This is a genomic window from Actinomadura graeca, assembly GCF_019175365.1.
GTDB classification, from domain to species: Bacteria; Actinomycetota; Actinomycetes; order Streptosporangiales; family Streptosporangiaceae; genus Spirillospora; species Spirillospora graeca.
Map to the genome: position 1 here is coordinate 2,312,760 of NZ_CP059572.1, position 16,795 is coordinate 2,329,554.

Below are 16,795 nucleotides of genomic sequence, written 5' to 3' on the forward strand. Positions count from 1 at the left end.
GCCTCCGTGCCGGGCCGCCTTCATCTACCCTCCGTTCTCCGTGTCGGCGGCTCCGGCCTCCCGCGAGGCGGGCCGGTCCCAGGCGGCGTCGACGAAGCGCCCGCCGTCCGCGGGGAAGTTGCCGCTCCAGTCGCGTACCGCGAACAGGGACTCCCCGGCGCGCACGCGCGGGGTCAGGGTGGTGGTCTCGCGCAGGTCCCGGGAGGCGGCGCCCTCGGCGACCCGCGCCGCGTCCTCCAGCGGCACCACCGCCACGCCGTCGGCGTCGGCGACGATGACGTCGCCGGGCCGCACGTACGCACCGCAGCACACCACGGGGACGTTGCCCCAGCCCACGCGGGTCTTGCCGGTGGCGGCCGGGGTCACGCCGAGTGCCCACAGCGGGAACCCGATCCGCTCGATGCCGGCGATGTCGCGGGCGTGCCCCTCGATCACCGCACCCGCCAGCCCGCGCGCCGCGGCCGACTCGCTGACGTTCGCGCCCCACACGGCCGAGTCCACCGGCCCGTGCTGGGACGTCCACACCAGGAAGTCCCCGGGTCCGGCGACCTCCAGCATCGCGTGGAGGGTCAGGTTGCTGCCGCTCAGGTCCAGTGCGGTGACCGCCCGTCCGACGGCCCGCGTGCCGGGCGCCAGGGGACGGGGCCCGCGCAGCAGGTTGCGCTGCCCCATCGCCTCGTGGACGGACGCCACCGCCAGCCCGCCGTAGGCCCGCAGGACGTCGTCCCGCGGCCGCGGCGCCCGGGTGTGGACCGTGCCACGCGGAGGCAGCATGGACGGCCGCTCCCCGGGAGGCGGGGCCGCGCCGGTCACCGGCCCGCCAAGGGGAAGCCGACCAGCTCGGCGGGGTTGGCGACGAGGATCCGGTGCCGGGCCGCCTCGTCCGGGACGATCCGCTCGATCAGGTCGACCAGCACGCCGTCGTCGGGCATCTCGCGCACGTTGGGGTGCGGGAAGTCGGTGCCCCACAGGCAGCGTTCGGGCGCCTGCGCGGCGAGTGCGCGCGCCAGCTCCAGCGCGTCGGCGTACGGCGGGCCCCCGGACGACAGACGCTCGGGCGCGCTGAGCTTGACCCACACGTCACCGGTGTCCAGCAGCCTGCGCAGCGCGCGCACCTGCGCGCCCTCCAGGCCGGCGCGGAGGTCGACCCGCGCCATGTGGTCGATCACCGCGGGCAGCCCGGTGGAGCGGAGCGTCCCGGACATGTCGACGACAGCGTCGCCCGCGATGTGGAACGCCACGTGCCAGCCGTAGGGCCGGACGAGGTCGAGGACCGCGCGCAGCTCGGCGGGGGTGGGACCGGGGCCCAGGTGCGGCATGAACTGGAGGCGGACGCCGCGCACCCCCGCCTGGTGCAGCCCGGCGATCTCGGCGGGCGTAGTGCGCGGGGTGACCAGCGCGACGCCCCGGTACCTGCCGGGGTCGGAGCGCAGGGCGTCCAGCAGCGCCGCGTGGTCGGTGCCGTGCGCGGCGGACTGGACGATGATGGCACGGTCCACTCCCAGCAGGTCGTGTCGGCGCCTGAGGTCCTCCTTGGTGACGTCGGGAGCGTCGTACGCCCTGTCCTCCGGGTAGGGGAAGACGTCGCCGGGACCGAAGATGTGGCAGTGCGCGTCGCAGCTGCCCGGCGGCAGCCGCAGGGCGGGGACCTTGGGGTCCGGGTGCGGCGGGGCGGCGGCCCGGAGGGAGGGTGGAGGGACGGCAGGGCGGGACGTCATCGAGCACCTCGGTTCAACTGACGCACAGCTGTGCGTCAGTTGACGAGAGTGTGCATGACCGGGCATCGGGGGTCAAGGGGACGGGCGGGCGGCGGGCAGGGGCTCCGCACCGTCCCGAAAGGACGGGTCGCCGATCGGCGGGACGGCGCGAAACCGGATCGGCGGGCAATCGCGAACGGGGCCGTTCCACGATCGGCGTGTGAAATCGAACAGCGGACCGGCCGCCATACCGGTGACCGCGTATCTATGCACACAAGCCTTATCAGCACTTGACTGGAACTGGTGTGCCTGCGAGGCTCCCTAGGTGCTTTCGCTCGTCTCGGATGCCCATGGGCCGCAAATACGACCGCGCGGGGCGCCTGTCAATAACAATGGCACGGGAATTCTTGCCGGAGGTGGCCGATGCGTCCGCCGGAACGGCCTCCCGCCGGCACCGCCCGCGACGACGGGGACCCAGGGCGGTTGACCTACGCGGAGTTCGCCGACGAGACCCGGCGCCGTCTCGTCGCGGCGATCGTGGAACGGCGCAGCGGGCACATCTGCTCCGCGCTGTCCGCATTGGACCTTATTTGCACGGCACTGTGGCGCACATGGGACCAGAAGACCGGACGGCCAAGCGCCGACATCGTTCTCAGCAAAGGTCATGCGGCACCGGCCTACTATGCGGCGCTGAGCGTCCTCTCCCCTGAAATGCCGCCGTTGCAGGGGCGTCTCCGGCGAATGCCGGGGCCCTATGAGGGGCACCCGTCCCGGCATTCGCTTCCGCATATCCCGGTTTCCACGGGTTCGCTGGGCATCGGGCTGGCCTGGAGCGTGGGACGGGCCATCGGCCTCGCGCGGGAGGGCGGCTCGCGGCGCGTGATCACGATCGTGTCCGACGGGGAGCTCCAGGCGGGCCTGAGCTTCGAGGCGCTCCGCCTGGCGGCACGTGAGAGGACGCGGCTGCTCACGGTCCTGGTCGACCACAACGGATGGCAGACGGACGGCCCGGTGGGCCCGGACCCGGCCCCGCTGCTCCGCGCGGTCGGGCTCGATGTCGTCGGCGCCGACGGCCACGACACCGGCGACATCGGGCGGGCGCTGGAGCACGGCGGGCACTCGGGACCGGTGGCCGTCGTCGCGCGCACCCGGCGCTGTGCGGGGCTGCCCGCCGCCTACCGGAAGGGCCCCGAGCTCTACGGCGAGCGCATCTCCGACGCCGACGCGCGCATCCTCATCGACAGCGTCTCCGGCGACGTGGGAGATGGGCACGGTGGAAACGGGCACGGTGGAGACCGATGACGAGCACGGCGATCGCGGAGTACCTGGCAGGCGTCGTCGACGACCCGGACTGCCCCTACGTCGTCACCGCGGACCTCGCCACCCCGCTCGGTCTCGTCGGCTTCTCCGAAAGGCGGGCGGACCGCTTCCTGAACGTCGGGGTCGCCGAGCAGATGCTGGTGGCCGCCGCCGGGGGCCTCTCCGCGACGGGCCGCCCCGCGGTGGCGGTCACCTTCGCGTCCTTCGCCCTGCGCGCGGTGGAGGTGTTCAGGCATCTGGCCGTCCACGACGACCTCCACGTCGTCCTGGTGGGCTCGCACAGCGGACTGTCGGCGGGCCCGAACGGGGGGACCCATCAGTGCACCGATGACCTGGGCGTCTTCGGTTCCGTGGAACGGGTGGCCTGCTTCTCCCCCCGCTCGGTCCCCGAAGCGGTCGACGCGCTGAGGTACTGCGTCGCCACGCCGGGGCAGTACTACGTCCGGCTCGGCAAGTGGGTGCCGCCCGCCGGGAACCGGCCGGGCGGGAGGGAGCGCGCCGGAAGCACGGGCTTCTCCGCCTCCTACGGCCTGGAGGGCCCGCTGGACGTGGCGGTCCTCAGCCACGGCGTCACCTGGAACATCGCCTGCGACGCGGTCGAGGGCCTGTTGTCGAAGGGCGTGCACGCCTGTGCCTTCCACCTGGGGCGGTTCCCCGCCGAGCCGCTCGGCGTGACGGCCCGGGTCGTCCTGACGGTCGAGGACCACTCCGCGCTCTCGGGGATCGGCAGAATGGCCGGATCGCTGCTGCCGGGCGCGCGGGTCCACCGGAGCATCGGCGCGCCCTGGCCGCTGGGGAGCGACGACGCGTCCCGGCTGTACGAGATCGCCGGCCTGTCGGCCGCCGGGATCCTGGACGTGGTCGAGGGAGCCCTCTGATGCGTGGTCGAGGGGCCCTCTGATGCCCGGTGTCGTGGGCCTTGACATCGGGACGTCCACGATCAAGCTGTCCCGGCGGGCCGGGTCCGGCGGGATCGTCACCGAGCGGGTGGCGCCGACCCCGTCCGCGCCGATCGAGATCATGAGGGTGGTCGACCGCCTGCTGAGGGACGCGCCGCCCGGCGTGGTGGGGCTCTCCGCCTTCCGCCGCGCGCTGGTCGTCGACGACCGCACCCTCGTGCTCGCCCGGTCGAGCCCTCCGGAGCCGGTCGTCCGGGTGGAGACGGGCGGGCGGCTCGACGTCCTGAACCCGCTGGCGCCCATCCACCGCTGGGCGGACTCGGTCCGCCTGCGATCCGGCCGGTTCCAGACGTTCGACGTCTGGCTGGCGGAACGCCTGACGGGCAGGCCGGCCTGCGCGGAGAGCCTCGCCTGGCTCACGGGCGCCTGGGACACCACCGCCGGCTCCTGGGACGAGCGCGTGTGCGCCGAGGCCCGGATCCCGCCGGGCCAGTTGCCCGACGTGCTCACCGAACCGCTCGTCACCGGCGGGATCTGCCTCCCGGTGCTCGGGGACCACGAGGCCACGGCACGCGCCTGCGCCTCGGCCGGCGCCTGGCCGCTGCGCGTCGCCGAATGCGGGACGGCCCTCGCCTGCATGATCGGAGGCGGCCCCGAGGCACCGCCGCGCCTCGGCCTGGAGTCGCCGGTGCGGTGCGGGTACGCCGAACTGGTCGATCCCCATTTCGCGCGGCGGGTCCAGGGCCTGGACGCCCCGCCGCTCGCCTGGTCGGCGGCGGCCTCCCCGTCCCCCGGGGAGGTCGTCGCCGGGGCCTTCGGTGAGGACGAGACGTCCGGCGCCCCCATCGTCCTCTGCGGAGGGAACGCCACCCCCGGGCTGGCCGCGGACCTCACCGCCGCCGGGTTCGACGTCCTCATGGACGGCACGCTCACGTCGAGCGCCGGAGCGCTGATCATCGCCGAGCGGGCGGCGCAGGCCGGGGGCTCGCGCCCCTGAGGACCGCGTCGTCGGGCAGGCCGCGGCTCAGATCAGCGCGGCGTCCGCCTCGGCGACCGACCGCAGCGTCCGCTCGTCGGTGATCAGGACGTTCAGGAACCCGCCGCGCAGCGCCCCGACGATCGGCTGCACCTTCTGGGTGCCCCCGGCCACGAGGACCATGTGCCGGTCCGGCCGGCCGGACAGCTCCCGGAACGCCGCGAGGTCGATGAACCCGAACGAGTACGGGACCGGATGCGTCATGATCCGGCCGTCGATCGCGTACGGATGCCAGTTGACCTCTCCGCAGGCTCCGGCCTCGTACAGCTGGTTGGGGTCGAAGGCCGGGTCGATGAACCGGTTGACGTATTCCTTGACGACCCCGTAGGACGAACCCGGGCCGAACGACCCGCAACTGTAGAAGGCCATGTTGACGTCGCGGACCTGCCCCATGATGGTGCGCACGTCGGGCCGGTTCTCGAAGGCCGAGCGCTCGCTCTCCGTCGCGAAGAACGAGGGGAAGTTGACCGCGTGGGCACGGCATTCCGGATTGCGCTGCCAAAGCTCGATCAGTGCCGCGTACGACGACATCACGCTGGTCAGCTCGGGCACCACGTTGAACGAGATGGGAAAGGCGTCCATCGCCAGCCGGAACGGCTCGATGTTCCGCACCATCGTGTGGATGGTGTTGGCGCAGGAGAATCCCACCCGGAAATTGCGCTCGACATGACCGCGGAAATACATCGCGGCGCCCGCGCCCAGGTTCTGGTACAGCTCGTCGCCCGAGGCCGCCGTGACGACCACGAGATCGCGCAGCGCGTACTTCGCGGCCAGTGCCGCCTGGATGTCGGGCAGCTCCAGCGGCGCGTCCGCCTGCGCCGGCGGCTGCGCCGCGGGCGGCCCGGCCGCGGGCGGCCCCGGCCGCGGGCCGCGCCACCCCGAACCCGGCCTGAAGGTGGGCTGACTCATCTCAGAACTTCTCCAGCTTCCCGCTCGGCAGCCGACGCAGGCGTCGGCCCTGCGCATCGCGAAACTCCAGCCGTACCCGTACCAGGGCGTCGTTGCTCGGCAGCACCAGGTGGGCACCGTCGAACGTGAAGCTGTGGCGCCCGGGAGGCAGCAGGCCGTGCTCGGCCGAGCCGGTCTCGGCCTGGGCCTCCGCACCCTTCTCATCGGTCCACGACACCGTTATCGCCCATTCGTAAATGGGGTACTCGGTGTGGTTGGTGAGCCAGAGGGTCCCCGTCCGCCCGGGGCCCGGTGTGAGTTCGACCCACGCGTGGACGGAGGCGTACTGCGTATTCCTCTGCATCCGCTCCGACCGCAGCGAGAAGGTCAGCGCGACGATGACCGCGACGGTTGTCGCCGCTCCCGAGAACCACCCGCTGACCGCGCCCCATTCAATGCCGGACGCGGCGGCGAAATCCAGCGAACCCATTGCGTGTGCTCACAACCCCCAACATGCGCGAGCCCGGCGCGTCGCCCTCGTCGCAGACCGTGGACAGAGATCGCAGATCACGACCGAAAAGAGTGAAGGCCGCGCGCTTAACCTGTTCCGGCTCGGCATGACGGTCAGTATAAGGCTCCTTCCCGGGACAGCCTATCCTCGCGCGACCGTCATGGTGCCCCGCACATCGAGGTTCCAGGACCTGAATCACCGGCGGAAGCACGGCCGTCTCCGACACCTGGGGGCGGCCTTCTCCACGGTGATGGCCGTGGAGGAGGACGGCCGCGCCGGCTCGTTGGACGCACGGGTACCTCTGGGCCACATCCGCCGCACGCGCGAGGCCGGAGAGTCAGCCGCAGGTCAGGGAGCGGCATCGCGGGCACGTCAGACGGCTTCTCTGACATCGGATCGCGACGGCGACACGTCCACGGAGCGTTGCCGGGGCCGGCTGCGTGGGAGGCGGAGCATGATCGGCTCGTCGTCGAATCGGCCGCGCTCCGGCGGCGGTCCCGCCCGGTGCGCTACGGCCCGCCTGGCGCTCACCGGCCCCTGCGAGATGGTGGCCGTACGGGGTGCGGCCGGTAACGGCCAGGCCCGTCCCAGGACACGCCGCGAGCCACCCGGCGGCCGCCGCGACACCGCGCTCCTTGGACCGGTGACAACGACCCGCCGAACCCATTTGCGCAATCCATTCCACGGCACGTCGAAATCAATTCTCGGACGCCGGGCGATTAGGCAATTCACGGGCGTCATGGGACGAGCCGGTCGTCGATGAGAATCTCGCGGAGCGGCCGGGTCCCCTCGCCCTCGGCCCGCTCGCGGGCCTCTCCGGCGGCGGTGCCGGAGGAGGGCGGTCCCGCGTCCCGGCGATCACCCGGACGGCGGGACGGCCCTGCTCTCCGTGACGCTCCGTGCCGGGCGGGCGGCTTCTCCGGCGTCCCCCGGGGACCTCCGAGTATCCACGGCCTCGCCTGCGAGGAGATTCGCTACAGTGGTCCCGTGAGAAGAGCTATGGCCGACGAACTGCGGCGTATTGCGGAGGCGGATACCTCCCCGCCTCAGTGCCTTGCCGACCCGCTTGACCCTGATCTGCCGCACGCCTTTGTCGATGTGCTGAAAGACCCGATGCCCATGGGGGCGGTGGAGGCCGTCGAGCGGGCCGCGATGGGGGTGTTCCGCCAGCAGCTCGTCAAGCCGGACGCCGACGACCCGTTCGCGGCGCGGTCGTTCGCCGACTTTTTTCTCGCGCTGGGTTTCCTGTACAAGTACAAGCCTTATGGAGTGAAAGCGGCCTCTCCTTTCGGCTATTCGCTGTTCGATCTGCATCCCGGCCAGGGCTTCAGTTTCCAGCTCCATCTGGAACCGAAATACGAGGCATTTCACATTTTGCACGCCCATCCGGGCGGCTTCATCTACCTGTCGTCCCATCCGGAATGGCTGGAGTCCGGGGAGAAGGACGCCGTCGTCTGGTCCGAGGGCGACGCGGAGATCCGGTCCTCGCACACGTGGAGCCCGCGGCCGGGCGACATCGCGCGCATCACCTCGACCGAGATCGTCCACACGGTGGTGGGCTGCACCCTGGAGGAGTACGCGACGACCTCGTTCGACGCGGTGGAGCGGCTGCTGGACCAGAACGACCGGGCCGGGCTGGAACTGCCCGCACGGCACCCCGAGATCCGCGCGATGCTCCAGAACCTGCACCCAGATCTGCCCCGGCGTTCTCTCGGCCGGGCCGGCTCGGGGTGGATCCGCGCCGACCTGCCGCCCTCGGAGCCGATCATCGACGTGCCGGGGCAGCTGCTGGGACGGCGGCTGCGGATCGGGCCGGGAGCGGACCCGCGCCTGCCGGCGCCCGTGGGCTGGGTGAAGGTCGTCGTGCCGACCTCGACGGCGGTGCGCTGCGCGTTCGCCGATCGGGAATGGACCGTTTCACCCGGGCAGATCTTCACCGTTCCCCCGGGCTGGGACGCCGAGGTGACGGCCGACGAGCCGACGGTGGTCTCGATCCAGTCCATCGCCCCCGAGCTGATCCTGCGCGAATGGGCCGGGTAGTGGCGCGGGACGGCGTGCGGGCCGCTCCCCCGGCACCATGTCCACGCTAGGCGACCAGCCGGTCGCGGCCCGGGCAAGGTACGGGCCCTTCGCCGCGGTCCTGTTCGACTGCGACGGGGTGCTCGTCGACTCCCAGGCCATCTGCCGGGAGACGTGGACGCGATGGCTGGACCGGGTGGGCATCGAGGACCACTCGGTCGTCGAGGCGCTGGAGGGCAGGCCGATCCGCGAGGCGATGGCGGAGCTGATCCCGGCCGGGCGGCTGGACCGGGAGGTGGACTGGTTCTCGTCCATGGAGCTGCGCTCGGCGAGCGGCGTGCGCGCCGTCCCCGGGGCCGGCGACGCCGTGCGCGGGCTCCTCAACGCCGACTGGGCGGTCGTCACCTCGGCCTCACGCGCCCTCGCCCGCGCGCGGCTCGCCGCCGCGGGCCTGCCGTGCCCTCGGGTCATGATCGCGGCGGACGACGTCGCGGCCGGCAAGCCCGCGCCGGACTGCTACCGGCTCGCCGCCCGGCGCCTCGGCGTCCCCGCCGGCCGCTGCGTGGTGCTCGAGGACTCCGGCGCCGGCGCCCGCGCCGCGGCCCTGGCGGGGGCGACGGTCCTCGGCGTCGGCGCGGGGATCGGGAGTTCGCGCGTCCATATCGGCCCGGTGGCGGATTTGCGCGCAATAGAACTGCACCGGGCGGGCGGCCGGGATATCAGGCTCAACGTCCACGAGAATTCACCGCGCCCGGAATGAGCCCTTGGACAGGAATCCGACGCTGACGTAGCATAACGCCATGCCGAGCCAGAGCGTCGAATTGGTCGTCACGGACCTCGACGGCACCCTGTGGGACCACACGTGCCGCGCGCATCCGAATACGCTGCGCGCGCTTTCGGAGATGTCCAAGGCCGTCCCAGTGATCGCCGCCACGGGCCGCCGCCCGTCCAGCGCCTTCGAAAAGATGCGGGAAAACGATTTCCTGATGCCGGCGGTCCTGTTCGACGGGGCGATCGGGCTGCTGGCCGAGTCCGGCCCCCGATTTCACTACCTGCCGTTCGACGCGGAGACCTACGAGCAGATCCTGGACATCTTTCTGCGTTTCGGCCTGGAGCCCGTCGTCAATCTGGACGACGCCAGATCCTGCGGCGTCGGGCGGAATCCGGCGACCCATCCGGAGCACCTCGCGGACAACGCGCACAACACCCGCAGGATCGACCTCACGCAGGCGGCGGCACGGTGGAACGTCCTCAGCCTGCTGATCTGCGGCGGCGACGACCGGCTGGTCGCGGTGTTCGACGAGGTCAAGGACGTCGCCGCCGCCACGCTGACGCCGGACGTGCGGTACGGGGGCCGCAGCCTGTCCGCCAGGCCGCGCGGCGCCACGAAGTGGTCCGGCGTGACCTCGTACTGCCGCGAGCAGGGGATCCGGCCGGACCGGGTCCTCGCGGTCGCGGACGGCATGAACGACCTCGACCTCCTCGCGGCGGCGGCCATCGCGTGCGTCCCCGCGTCGGCCTGCGAGGAGGCGCTGGGCCTCGCCACCCACACGATCGCCGCGCCCGCGGAGGGCGGATGGGCCGAGGTGCTGGAGTTCGTCGTCAGCTGAGGTCGGACACCCGCGCCGTGGCGTCGTCCGAGCCCGTGACGAACCACGCGGCGTCCGGGGCGAAGGCGACCGCCCGTACGGCGGAGCCGTGCACCAGCAGCCCGCGCTGGTTCCCCGCGGCGTCGTACGCCGCCCCCTGGCCGTCGCCGGATCCCGCCGCGAACAGGGCGCCGCCGGCGCTGAAGACGACCGGCGTGAGCCGCGGCCCCTGGTTCACGAGCTGACGCAGGTCGCCCGAGGGCAGGTCGAACAGCCGCAGGTCGCCGCGGGCGGCCGTCACCAGGACCGAGCCGGACGGGCCGACCGCGACGGCGTCCACCGCCACGCCCGCCGCCGCGTCCGCCGCCACGCCCGCCGCCGCGGTGAGCGAGCGGTCCCGGTGCTGGAGGCGGAGCCGTTCGGTGCCGGTGCCGATCTCGAAAAGCCGGGCGAAACCGTCCGCGCACGCCGTGGCCAGGAAGGCGCCGTCAGGGGTGAACGACACCGACCCCACCACCCCCTCATGGGCGAACTGGACCTGCTCGGTGCCGGTCCGGGCGGTGAACACCCTGGCGGTGCCGTCGGCGCAGCCGGTGGCCACCAGCTCACCGTCCCGGCTGATCGCCACACTGAGCACCGCCCCACCATGCGAACGGCGGAACCGCTGCGCCGACTCGGCGACGCCGAACACCCGCATCGTGCCGTCCTCGCTGCCGGAGACGACGATCGCGCCGTCCCCGCCCACGACCACGGTGCGGACGACGCCTTCGTGGTCGAACCGGGCGCGCTGCGTGCCCGTCACGGCATCGAACATCCGGACGGTGGCGTCCTCGCCGGCCGTGGCCACCCAGCCGCCGTCGGGGGCGAAGGCCACACCCCGCACCGGCCCGCCATGCGCCAGGCGGCAGCGTTCCGCGCCGGTCCTGGCGTCCAGCACCCGCGCGACACCATCGGCGCAGCCACTCGCGAACCACCGCCCGTCCGGCGAGACGGCCACCGCCCCGACCGCGCCGCCGTGAGGGACCGAGAGCCGTGCCTGGGGCACGGCGGTGTCGAAGATCCGCGCCCGCATGTACGTCGTCACGGACGCGCGCGAGCCGTCGGGGCCGAACGCCACCGGACCCGCCGGTTCCCGTGTCAGGCGGCACCGCTCGGCCCCGGTCGCCGCGTCGAACAGCACGGCGCCGCCGCTCCCCGACGCCGCCACCCACCGCCCCTCGGGACCGAACCCGGCCCGGAACGGCGGGTCGCCGGAGACGCCGTGGTCGAAGCGGGACAGCAGCGCCCCGGTCGCGGCGTCGAAGACGCGGACGGCGCCGTCCCGCCCGGCGGTGACCACGCGCCTGCCGTCCCGGTCGAACCGGACGTCCTCCACGCGGGCGTCCGCGCTTCCGGCGGGCTCGACCAGCCGGAGCCGGAGCGTGCCGGCCGCGGCGTCGACCAGGACCGCGCCGCCGTCGCCGCACCCGGCGCCCACCGCCCGGCCGTCCGGGCTCCAGCACGTCGCCTCCACCCAGGTGGCGAGCTGGAACCGGGTGCGCTCCGTCCCGGTCGCGGCGTCGATGATCCGCACGCCTCCCGGTTCGGACGACAGGTCCACCCTGTACCCGACGGCGATCCGGCCGCCGTCCGGGCTCCAGGAGAAGCCGGTGATCCAGAGCGGCTCGCCCTGGCCGGGCCACCGGACGCGCGCGGTCCCGGTCGCGGCGTCCAGGACCTGCACCGCGACCGGGGAGCCGACGCCGACCAGCGTCCCGTCCGGGCTCCACCGCACGCCGTAGGCGGTCTCGCCGATCGCCGTCCGCCACCGCTCGGTGCCGGTCGCGGCGTCGAACATCACGACGGCGGGGCCCTGCCAGCTGGTCGTCACGACCCGCGCGCCGTCCGGGCCGAAGGCGACGTCGCCCCATCCGGACGATGTCAGCAGGGCGCATCGCCGGGCTCCGGTGGCCGCGTCGAAGACCATCTCGGACGTGGCCGCCACCCGGCCGTCCGGGCTGAACGGCACGCCGAAGTACGAGGGGTCGGACCGTACGGAGCTGAGCTGCCGGGCCAGGTAGGTCATGGCCGCCTTTCGGGAGCGTCCCGCCCGTCGGCGCGGCCGCGCCGGACCCCGGGCTTCCCGCCGAGCCTAGGAACCGTTCACGCGCTCATGGCGGCTTCGGCCGGACACCGGCCCTTCGGGTAAGCGAAGAGTAACTCCCTGCTATCGACCCAGGTCCGTGGCGGGTCAGGTGATGTCGGTGATCCGGGCCGTGCCGTCCGCGGAGCCGGTGACGAGCCACGTGGCGTCCGGGGCGAGGGCGACCGCGCGGACGCCGGAGTCGTGCACCAGAAGGGCCCGCTGGTTGCCGGTGGTGTCGTAGACCGTGCCCGTCTGGTCGTCGGAGGCGACGGCCAGGAGGGCGCCGTCGGCGCTGAAGACGGGTGGCCAGATCCGCGACCAGTGGAACGCGGCGGTGCGCAGTTCCCCCGAGGGCAGCGTGAACAGGCGCAGGCGGGTGTCCGCGGCGGTGGTCGCGAGGGTCGTGCCGGACGGGCTGACCGCCACGGCCTCGACCGCGACGCGCACCGGATCGTCGAAGTCGTCGTCGAGGTGCTCCAGGCGGAGGCGTTCGGTGCCGGTGCCGATCTCGAAGAGGCGGGCGAAACCGTCCGCGCACGCCGTGGCCAGGGAGGCGCCGTCAGGGGTGAACGACACCGACCCCACCACCCCCTCATGGGCGAACTGCGCCTGCTCGGTGCCGGTCCGGGCGGTGAACACCCGGGCGGTGCCGTCGGCGCAGCCGGTGGCCACCAGCTCACCGTCCCGGCTGATCGCCACACTGAGCACCGCCCCGCCATGCGAACGGCGGAACCGCTGGGCGAGCCCGGCGACGCCGAACACGCGCAGCGTGCCGTCCTCGCTCCCGGTCGCCACGATCGCGCCGTCCCCGCCCACCACCACGGTGAGGACGGCGCCTTCGTGGTCGAACCGGGCGCGCTGCGATCCGGTCTCGGCGTCGAACACCCGGGCCGTGGCGTCCTCGCCGGCCGTGGCGACCCAGGCGCCGTCGGGGGCGAAGGCCACACCCCGCACCGGCCCGCCGTGCGCCAGGCGGCAGCGCTCCGCGCCGGTCCTGGCGTCCAGCACCCGCGCGACACCATCGGCGCAGCCACTGGCGAACCACCGCCCGTCCGGTGACACGGCGACGGCGCCGACCGCGCCGCCGTGCCGGACCGTGAGGCGCTCCTGGTGCGCCGCCGGGTCGAAGATCCGCGCCCGCAGGTACGTTCCGACGGACGCACGCGAGCCGTCGGGGCCGAACGTCACCGGCCCCGCCGATCCGCGCGTCAGGCGGCACCGCTCGGCCCCGGTCGCCGCGTCGAACAGCACGGCGCCGCCGCTCCCCGACGCCGCCACCCACCGCCCGTCGGGGCTGAACACCGCGTGGAACGCCTGGTGGCCGTGGTCGTAGAGGGACAGCGGCGCCCCGGTCGCGACATCGAAGACGCGGACGGCGCCGTCCCGCCCGGCGGTGACCACCCGCCTGCCGTCCCGGTCGAACCGGACGTCCTCCACCTGGGCGTCGATGCCACGAGGCTCGACGAGACGGACCCGGAGCGTGCCGGCCGCGGCGTCGACCAGGACCGCGCCGCCGTCGCCGCACCCGGCGCCCACCAGCCGCCCGTCCGGGCTCCAGCACGTCATGTTGGCCCACGTGCCGAGCTCGATCCGGTTCCGTTCCGCGCCGGTCGCCGCGTCGAAGACGCGCACGCCGCCCTGGGCGGACGAGAAGAAGCCGACCCCGTGGCCCACGGCGATCCGGGTGCCGTCCGGGCTCCACGAGAAGGTCCTCGTCTGGTCGGGCTCGGGCAGGCCGGCGCACCGCGTGCGCTCGACGCCGGTGGCGGCGTCGAGGACCCGCACCGCCGCGTCCGAGACGGCGCCCACCCACCGCCCGTCCGGGCTCCACCGCACCTCGTACACCGCCTGGTCGTTGGTCACCCTCCACCGCTCGGCCCCGGTGGCCGCGTCGGACATCACCACCGCGTTGCCCTCCCAGTGGCTCGTCACCACCCGGCCGCCGTCCGGCGCGAACGCGACGAGGCCCCAGCCGGGCAGGGGCGGCAGCGCGCACCGCCGGGCCCCGGTCGCCGGCGCGAAGACCTGCGCGGAGGTGGCCGCCCAGCGGCCGTCGGGGCTGAACGGGACGACCGGGTCGACGGAGGGGCTCGCCACGGAGACGATCTGCCGCGCCAGGTAGGTCACGCCGTCACCCCCCGGCCGCCGACGCGGACGCTCCGGATCCGGACGCCGCAGACGGTGACGGTGACCGTGCCCCCCGCCTTGTCCGGGCACCGCACGACCCGGGTGTAGCCGCCGTCGTAGCGGCTGAGGACGGTGCCGCCGCCGCGGCAGGGGAAGTGGACGCCCTCCGGCGTGGGCTCGGGCTCCTCCTCGTCGAAGGGGCACGAGTCGGACCGGAAGACCACGTCGCCGGGACGGAACGGGCCGAGGTACTCGCCCTTCCGGTCGCGCGGGATCACGGTGATCGCCGTCGCGCCGTCGGCGACGGCGGTGCGGATCTCCGACCGCCTCGGGTCCGGGCGGATGCCGACCCAGGTGGAGACCGTCTGCACCCGGCTGAAGACGCTGCCGTCGGGGAGCGTCCCGGAGATCGTGAAGCGCCAGGTGAACGAGCCCTCCTGGTCGGCGTCCAGGTACCGGTTGGTGTAGTCGCCGTCACCGGTGTCGCGCAGCTCGTCGGTGCCGTCCTCGAACACCCCGGCCGGTGTGGCCTGCGGCAGGCCGGGCAGGTCCGCGCGGCGCAGCAGCTCCCCGATCATCAGCGCCTTGGGCGCGGGCGGGTCGGGCGGCGCCGTCGGCGGGGGCCGGTAATGGGCGCCGCGCTCGGACAGGAAGGTGCCGAGCGACTCGCCGGGGCGGACCAGCTCCACGGTGACGCGGGCGCCGGTGACGAGATCGTCCCCGGCGCGGACGCGCGCGGTGAGGACCATGGGGTCGCCGGTGGAGTACCCGTCCCGGTCGAACACCACGTCGGCGCGCACGTACAGGTCGACGAAGAACAGCAGGTCGCCGTCGGGCAGCGGCCGCGGGCCGCCGGCGGCGTCGCGGCGCAGGATCCGCCACTCGGTGGCGGGCACCTGCTCCTCGGGGACGCCGAGCAGCGCGGTCATGTCCACGGCCGCGAACGCGTGCGCAGGGCACGCGGCGACCGGCACCGCCACCGGCTGGAACGGCGCGGCGGGCTGCCCCTGGAGCCGGTAGGACAGCTCGATCGAGCCCGTTCCGTCCCACAGCACAGCGACCGCGAGCCGCTCGACGCGGGGGTCCACCCTCACCAGCCGGACGGGGTCGCCGGGGATCTGCGGCTCGGCCGGGACCCGCTGCGCCGCCTGCGAGGAGCAGACCATCTGCGCCATCGCGTCCGCCACCTGCGACACCTGGACGACGTGCCGGTAGCCGAGCGGCACGGCCAGCCGGTCGAGGACGTCCTCCTGGACGGTCGGCCCGAGCCCGATCGTGTAGAGCGACAGCCGTGAGTCGACCGCCTGGCGGGCGCCCGCCTGCCGCTCGATCGCGAAGTTCAGCACACCGGGCGCGGCGGTGGAGGGGTCCACGGCGACCGTGCCGGAGTTCTCGTGGCCGTCGGTCAGCAGGACGATGGTGAAACGCGGGTCGCCGGCCGTCCCCAGCGTACCGAGCTCGTCGATCGCGCGGACGAGGCCGTCGCCGATCGGCGTGCACGCACCCGGCCTCCCGTAGTCCACGCCGCAGACCGCGCCCCCGGCGGTGGGCACGTCGGTGAGCACCAGCACCGGCCCGATCAGCGGATCCGGTGCGGGCCGCGGCGCGCCGGGCACCGTCGGCCGCCAGCCGCAGGAGGTGTCCTCGAACACCAGCTCGCCGAGCCGGTCGGCGGGGTTCACCGACGTGCGCATGGCCGCGTACAGGTGGCCGAGGATCCGCGCGGCGGTGACGGCGTTGTCCCAGCGGGCGCCGGACATGCTCCCCGAGCGGTCGAGGACCAGCGCCAGGTGCCGCGGCCTGGCCTGGACGGTCAGCTGCGCGGCGGACGAGGCGGACAGGAAGCCGACCGGCCCGGCGCAGCCCGTCTCGAACCAGACCCGCCCGGTGATCTCCATGGTGTGCGGCCGGTAGACGCCCGGGGCGGTGAACACGGCGGTGGTGCCGTTCGAGCACGCCTGCGGGAAGTCGGTGACGGCGACGCCGCCGGTCTTGCCCCACCGGTACGCGACGGCCGGGACGGGCGCCCCGACGACGGTGGGCTCGGCGGGCGTGCCGAGCGCGGACGCCGCGGTGAGCTGCACCGGGTCGCCCTCGCGGACGACTCCGCCGGTGAGCGACGGGGCGGACAGGGTGAACGCCGCCACGGGGTCGCACATGATCCGGGTGACGGTCGGCTGGACCGGGTCGTTGTCGCCCTGCGAGAGCTGCCATCGGGCGGCGGGCGCCGCCGCGGTCGCCCGTACCGTCCACGCCTCGCGCTGGTTGCCGGAGAGGGCCTGGATCGTCAGGGTGAGGACCCGGTCCGTCCCGTCCAGCGCGCTGTCGGCGCCGACGCGGCGGTTCCCGAGCGGCTTGCTGTAGCCGACGGGGTCGGACGGCAGGGTGTGCGGCGCCGGCAGCGCCGGCGATTCGAGCGTGACCGTGACGGCGGCGCCCGCCGGGTAGCGCAGGCCGACGAGGGGCGGCGCGCCGGTCGTGACGTCGAGCAGGAGGTCGGCGACGAGCCCCCGCGAGTCGGTGACCGTGTAGATCGGGGACCCCAGGCCCGTCGGGGCGATCTTCGGGGTGGACATCGTTGCCT

Annotated in this window: 13 protein-coding genes; 6 read left to right on the forward strand and 7 right to left on the reverse strand. The window is 73.9% G+C overall.

Annotation, left to right across the window (positions count from 1 at the left end):
* Window positions 1-24: 24 nt before the first annotated feature.
* Together AGRA3207_RS10490 and AGRA3207_RS10495 are read right to left on the reverse strand one after the other, a co-directional pair.
* Entirely contained in the window at window positions 25-774 is a 750-nt protein-coding gene (locus AGRA3207_RS10490) for an RraA family protein (RefSeq protein ID WP_231334392.1), read from the reverse strand.
* A gap of 35 nt (window positions 775-809) precedes the next feature.
* Window positions 810-1,718, reverse strand: coding sequence for an amidohydrolase family protein (locus AGRA3207_RS10495; protein ID WP_231334393.1), 909 nt, complete (start codon window positions 1,716-1,718; stop codon window positions 810-812).
* A 402-nt stretch (window positions 1,719-2,120) separates the two neighbouring features.
* On the opposite strand from AGRA3207_RS10495, the gene AGRA3207_RS10500 reads away from it, so the two are divergent.
* From AGRA3207_RS10500 to AGRA3207_RS10510, 3 genes are read left to right on the forward strand one after another with little or no spacing between them, the layout of a single operon-like run.
* The gene (locus AGRA3207_RS10500) at window positions 2,121-2,999 is read left to right on the forward strand and encodes a 1-deoxy-D-xylulose-5-phosphate synthase N-terminal domain-containing protein (RefSeq protein ID WP_231334394.1); all 879 of its coding nucleotides are present in this window, start codon (window positions 2,121-2,123) and stop codon (window positions 2,997-2,999) included.
* The gene (locus AGRA3207_RS10505) at window positions 2,996-3,895 is read left to right on the forward strand and encodes a transketolase family protein (RefSeq protein WP_231334395.1); all 900 of its coding nucleotides are present in this window, start codon (window positions 2,996-2,998) and stop codon (window positions 3,893-3,895) included. The genes AGRA3207_RS10500 and AGRA3207_RS10505 overlap by 4 nt, the downstream gene beginning before the upstream one ends.
* 22 nt (window positions 3,896-3,917) lie before the next feature.
* The gene (locus AGRA3207_RS10510) at window positions 3,918-4,913 is read left to right on the forward strand and encodes an acetate and sugar kinases/Hsc70/actin family protein (RefSeq protein WP_231334396.1); all 996 of its coding nucleotides are present in this window, start codon (window positions 3,918-3,920) and stop codon (window positions 4,911-4,913) included.
* A 27-nt stretch (window positions 4,914-4,940) separates the two neighbouring features.
* Here the strand turns inward: AGRA3207_RS10510 and AGRA3207_RS10515 are convergent, their stop codons facing one another.
* Together AGRA3207_RS10515 and AGRA3207_RS10520 are read right to left on the reverse strand one after the other, a co-directional pair.
* Window positions 4,941-5,861: a sugar-binding domain-containing protein gene (locus AGRA3207_RS10515; RefSeq protein WP_231334397.1), complete on the reverse strand. Its 921-nt coding sequence runs from the start codon at window positions 5,859-5,861 to the stop codon at window positions 4,941-4,943.
* Between the two features lies 1 nt (window position 5,862).
* The gene (locus AGRA3207_RS10520) at window positions 5,863-6,330 is read right to left on the reverse strand and encodes a hypothetical protein (RefSeq protein WP_231334398.1); all 468 of its coding nucleotides are present in this window, start codon (window positions 6,328-6,330) and stop codon (window positions 5,863-5,865) included.
* Window positions 6,331-7,470: 1,140 nt separating this feature from the next.
* On the opposite strand from AGRA3207_RS10520, the gene AGRA3207_RS10525 reads away from it, so the two are divergent.
* Genes AGRA3207_RS10525 through AGRA3207_RS10535 form a run of 3 tightly spaced genes read left to right on the forward strand, consistent with a single transcriptional unit; the run spans window position 7,471 to window position 9,980 of the window.
* The gene (locus tag AGRA3207_RS10525) at window positions 7,471-8,391 is read left to right on the forward strand and encodes a cupin domain-containing protein (protein WP_231334399.1); all 921 of its coding nucleotides are present in this window, start codon (window positions 7,471-7,473) and stop codon (window positions 8,389-8,391) included.
* Window positions 8,392-8,428: 37 nt separating this feature from the next.
* Entirely contained in the window at window positions 8,429-9,130 is a 702-nt protein-coding gene (locus AGRA3207_RS10530; protein WP_231334400.1) for an HAD family hydrolase, read from the forward strand.
* A gap of 40 nt (window positions 9,131-9,170) precedes the next feature.
* Window positions 9,171-9,980: an HAD family hydrolase gene (locus tag AGRA3207_RS10535; RefSeq protein ID WP_231334401.1), complete on the forward strand. Its 810-nt coding sequence runs from the start codon at window positions 9,171-9,173 to the stop codon at window positions 9,978-9,980.
* Here the strand turns inward: AGRA3207_RS10535 and AGRA3207_RS10540 are convergent.
* The 3 genes from AGRA3207_RS10540 to AGRA3207_RS39785 all read right to left on the reverse strand — a co-directional run bounded on the left by AGRA3207_RS10540 (window position 9,973) and on the right by AGRA3207_RS39785 (window position 16,787).
* Complete coding sequence (locus AGRA3207_RS10540) at window positions 9,973-12,024, reverse strand: outer membrane protein assembly factor BamB family protein (protein ID WP_231334402.1); 2,052 nt, start codon at window positions 12,022-12,024, stop codon at window positions 9,973-9,975. The two genes, AGRA3207_RS10535 and AGRA3207_RS10540, sit on opposite strands and share 8 nt — an antisense overlap.
* 165 nt (window positions 12,025-12,189) lie before the next feature.
* On the reverse strand, window positions 12,190-14,211 hold the full coding sequence (locus tag AGRA3207_RS10545; protein WP_231334403.1) for a WD40 repeat domain-containing protein: 2,022 nt from the start codon (window positions 14,209-14,211) through the stop codon (window positions 12,190-12,192).
* The gene (locus AGRA3207_RS39785; RefSeq protein ID WP_273700026.1) at window positions 14,208-16,787 is read right to left on the reverse strand and encodes a vWA domain-containing protein; all 2,580 of its coding nucleotides are present in this window, start codon (window positions 16,785-16,787) and stop codon (window positions 14,208-14,210) included. Before AGRA3207_RS39785 ends, AGRA3207_RS10545 begins: the two co-directional genes overlap by 4 nt.
* Window positions 16,788-16,795 lie beyond the last annotated feature (8 nt).

Coding starts and splice junctions, on each gene's coding strand:
- AGRA3207_RS10515 (WP_231334397.1), bottom strand. CDS start 5,861: ATGAGTCAGCCCACCTTCAGGCCGGGTTCGGGGTGGCGCGGCCCGCGG.
- AGRA3207_RS10495 (WP_231334393.1), bottom strand. CDS start 1,718: ATGACGTCCCGCCCTGCCGTCCCTCCACCCTCCCTCCGGGCCGCCGCC.
- AGRA3207_RS10490 (WP_231334392.1), bottom strand. CDS start 774: ATGCTGCCTCCGCGTGGCACGGTCCACACCCGGGCGCCGCGGCCGCGG.
- AGRA3207_RS10520 (WP_231334398.1), bottom strand. CDS start 6,330: ATGGGTTCGCTGGATTTCGCCGCCGCGTCCGGCATTGAATGGGGCGCG.
- AGRA3207_RS10540 (WP_231334402.1), bottom strand. CDS start 12,024: ATGACCTACCTGGCCCGGCAGCTCAGCTCCGTACGGTCCGACCCCTCG.
- AGRA3207_RS10500 (WP_231334394.1), top strand. CDS start 2,121: ATGCGTCCGCCGGAACGGCCTCCCGCCGGCACCGCCCGCGACGACGGG.
- AGRA3207_RS39785 (WP_273700026.1), bottom strand. CDS start 16,787: ATGTCCACCCCGAAGATCGCCCCGACGGGCCTGGGGTCCCCGATCTAC.
- AGRA3207_RS10530 (WP_231334400.1), top strand. CDS start 8,429: ATGTCCACGCTAGGCGACCAGCCGGTCGCGGCCCGGGCAAGGTACGGG.
- AGRA3207_RS10510 (WP_231334396.1), top strand. CDS start 3,918: ATGCCCGGTGTCGTGGGCCTTGACATCGGGACGTCCACGATCAAGCTG.
- AGRA3207_RS10505 (WP_231334395.1), top strand. CDS start 2,996: ATGACGAGCACGGCGATCGCGGAGTACCTGGCAGGCGTCGTCGACGAC.
- AGRA3207_RS10535 (WP_231334401.1), top strand. CDS start 9,171: ATGCCGAGCCAGAGCGTCGAATTGGTCGTCACGGACCTCGACGGCACC.
- AGRA3207_RS10525 (WP_231334399.1), top strand. CDS start 7,471: ATGGGGGCGGTGGAGGCCGTCGAGCGGGCCGCGATGGGGGTGTTCCGC.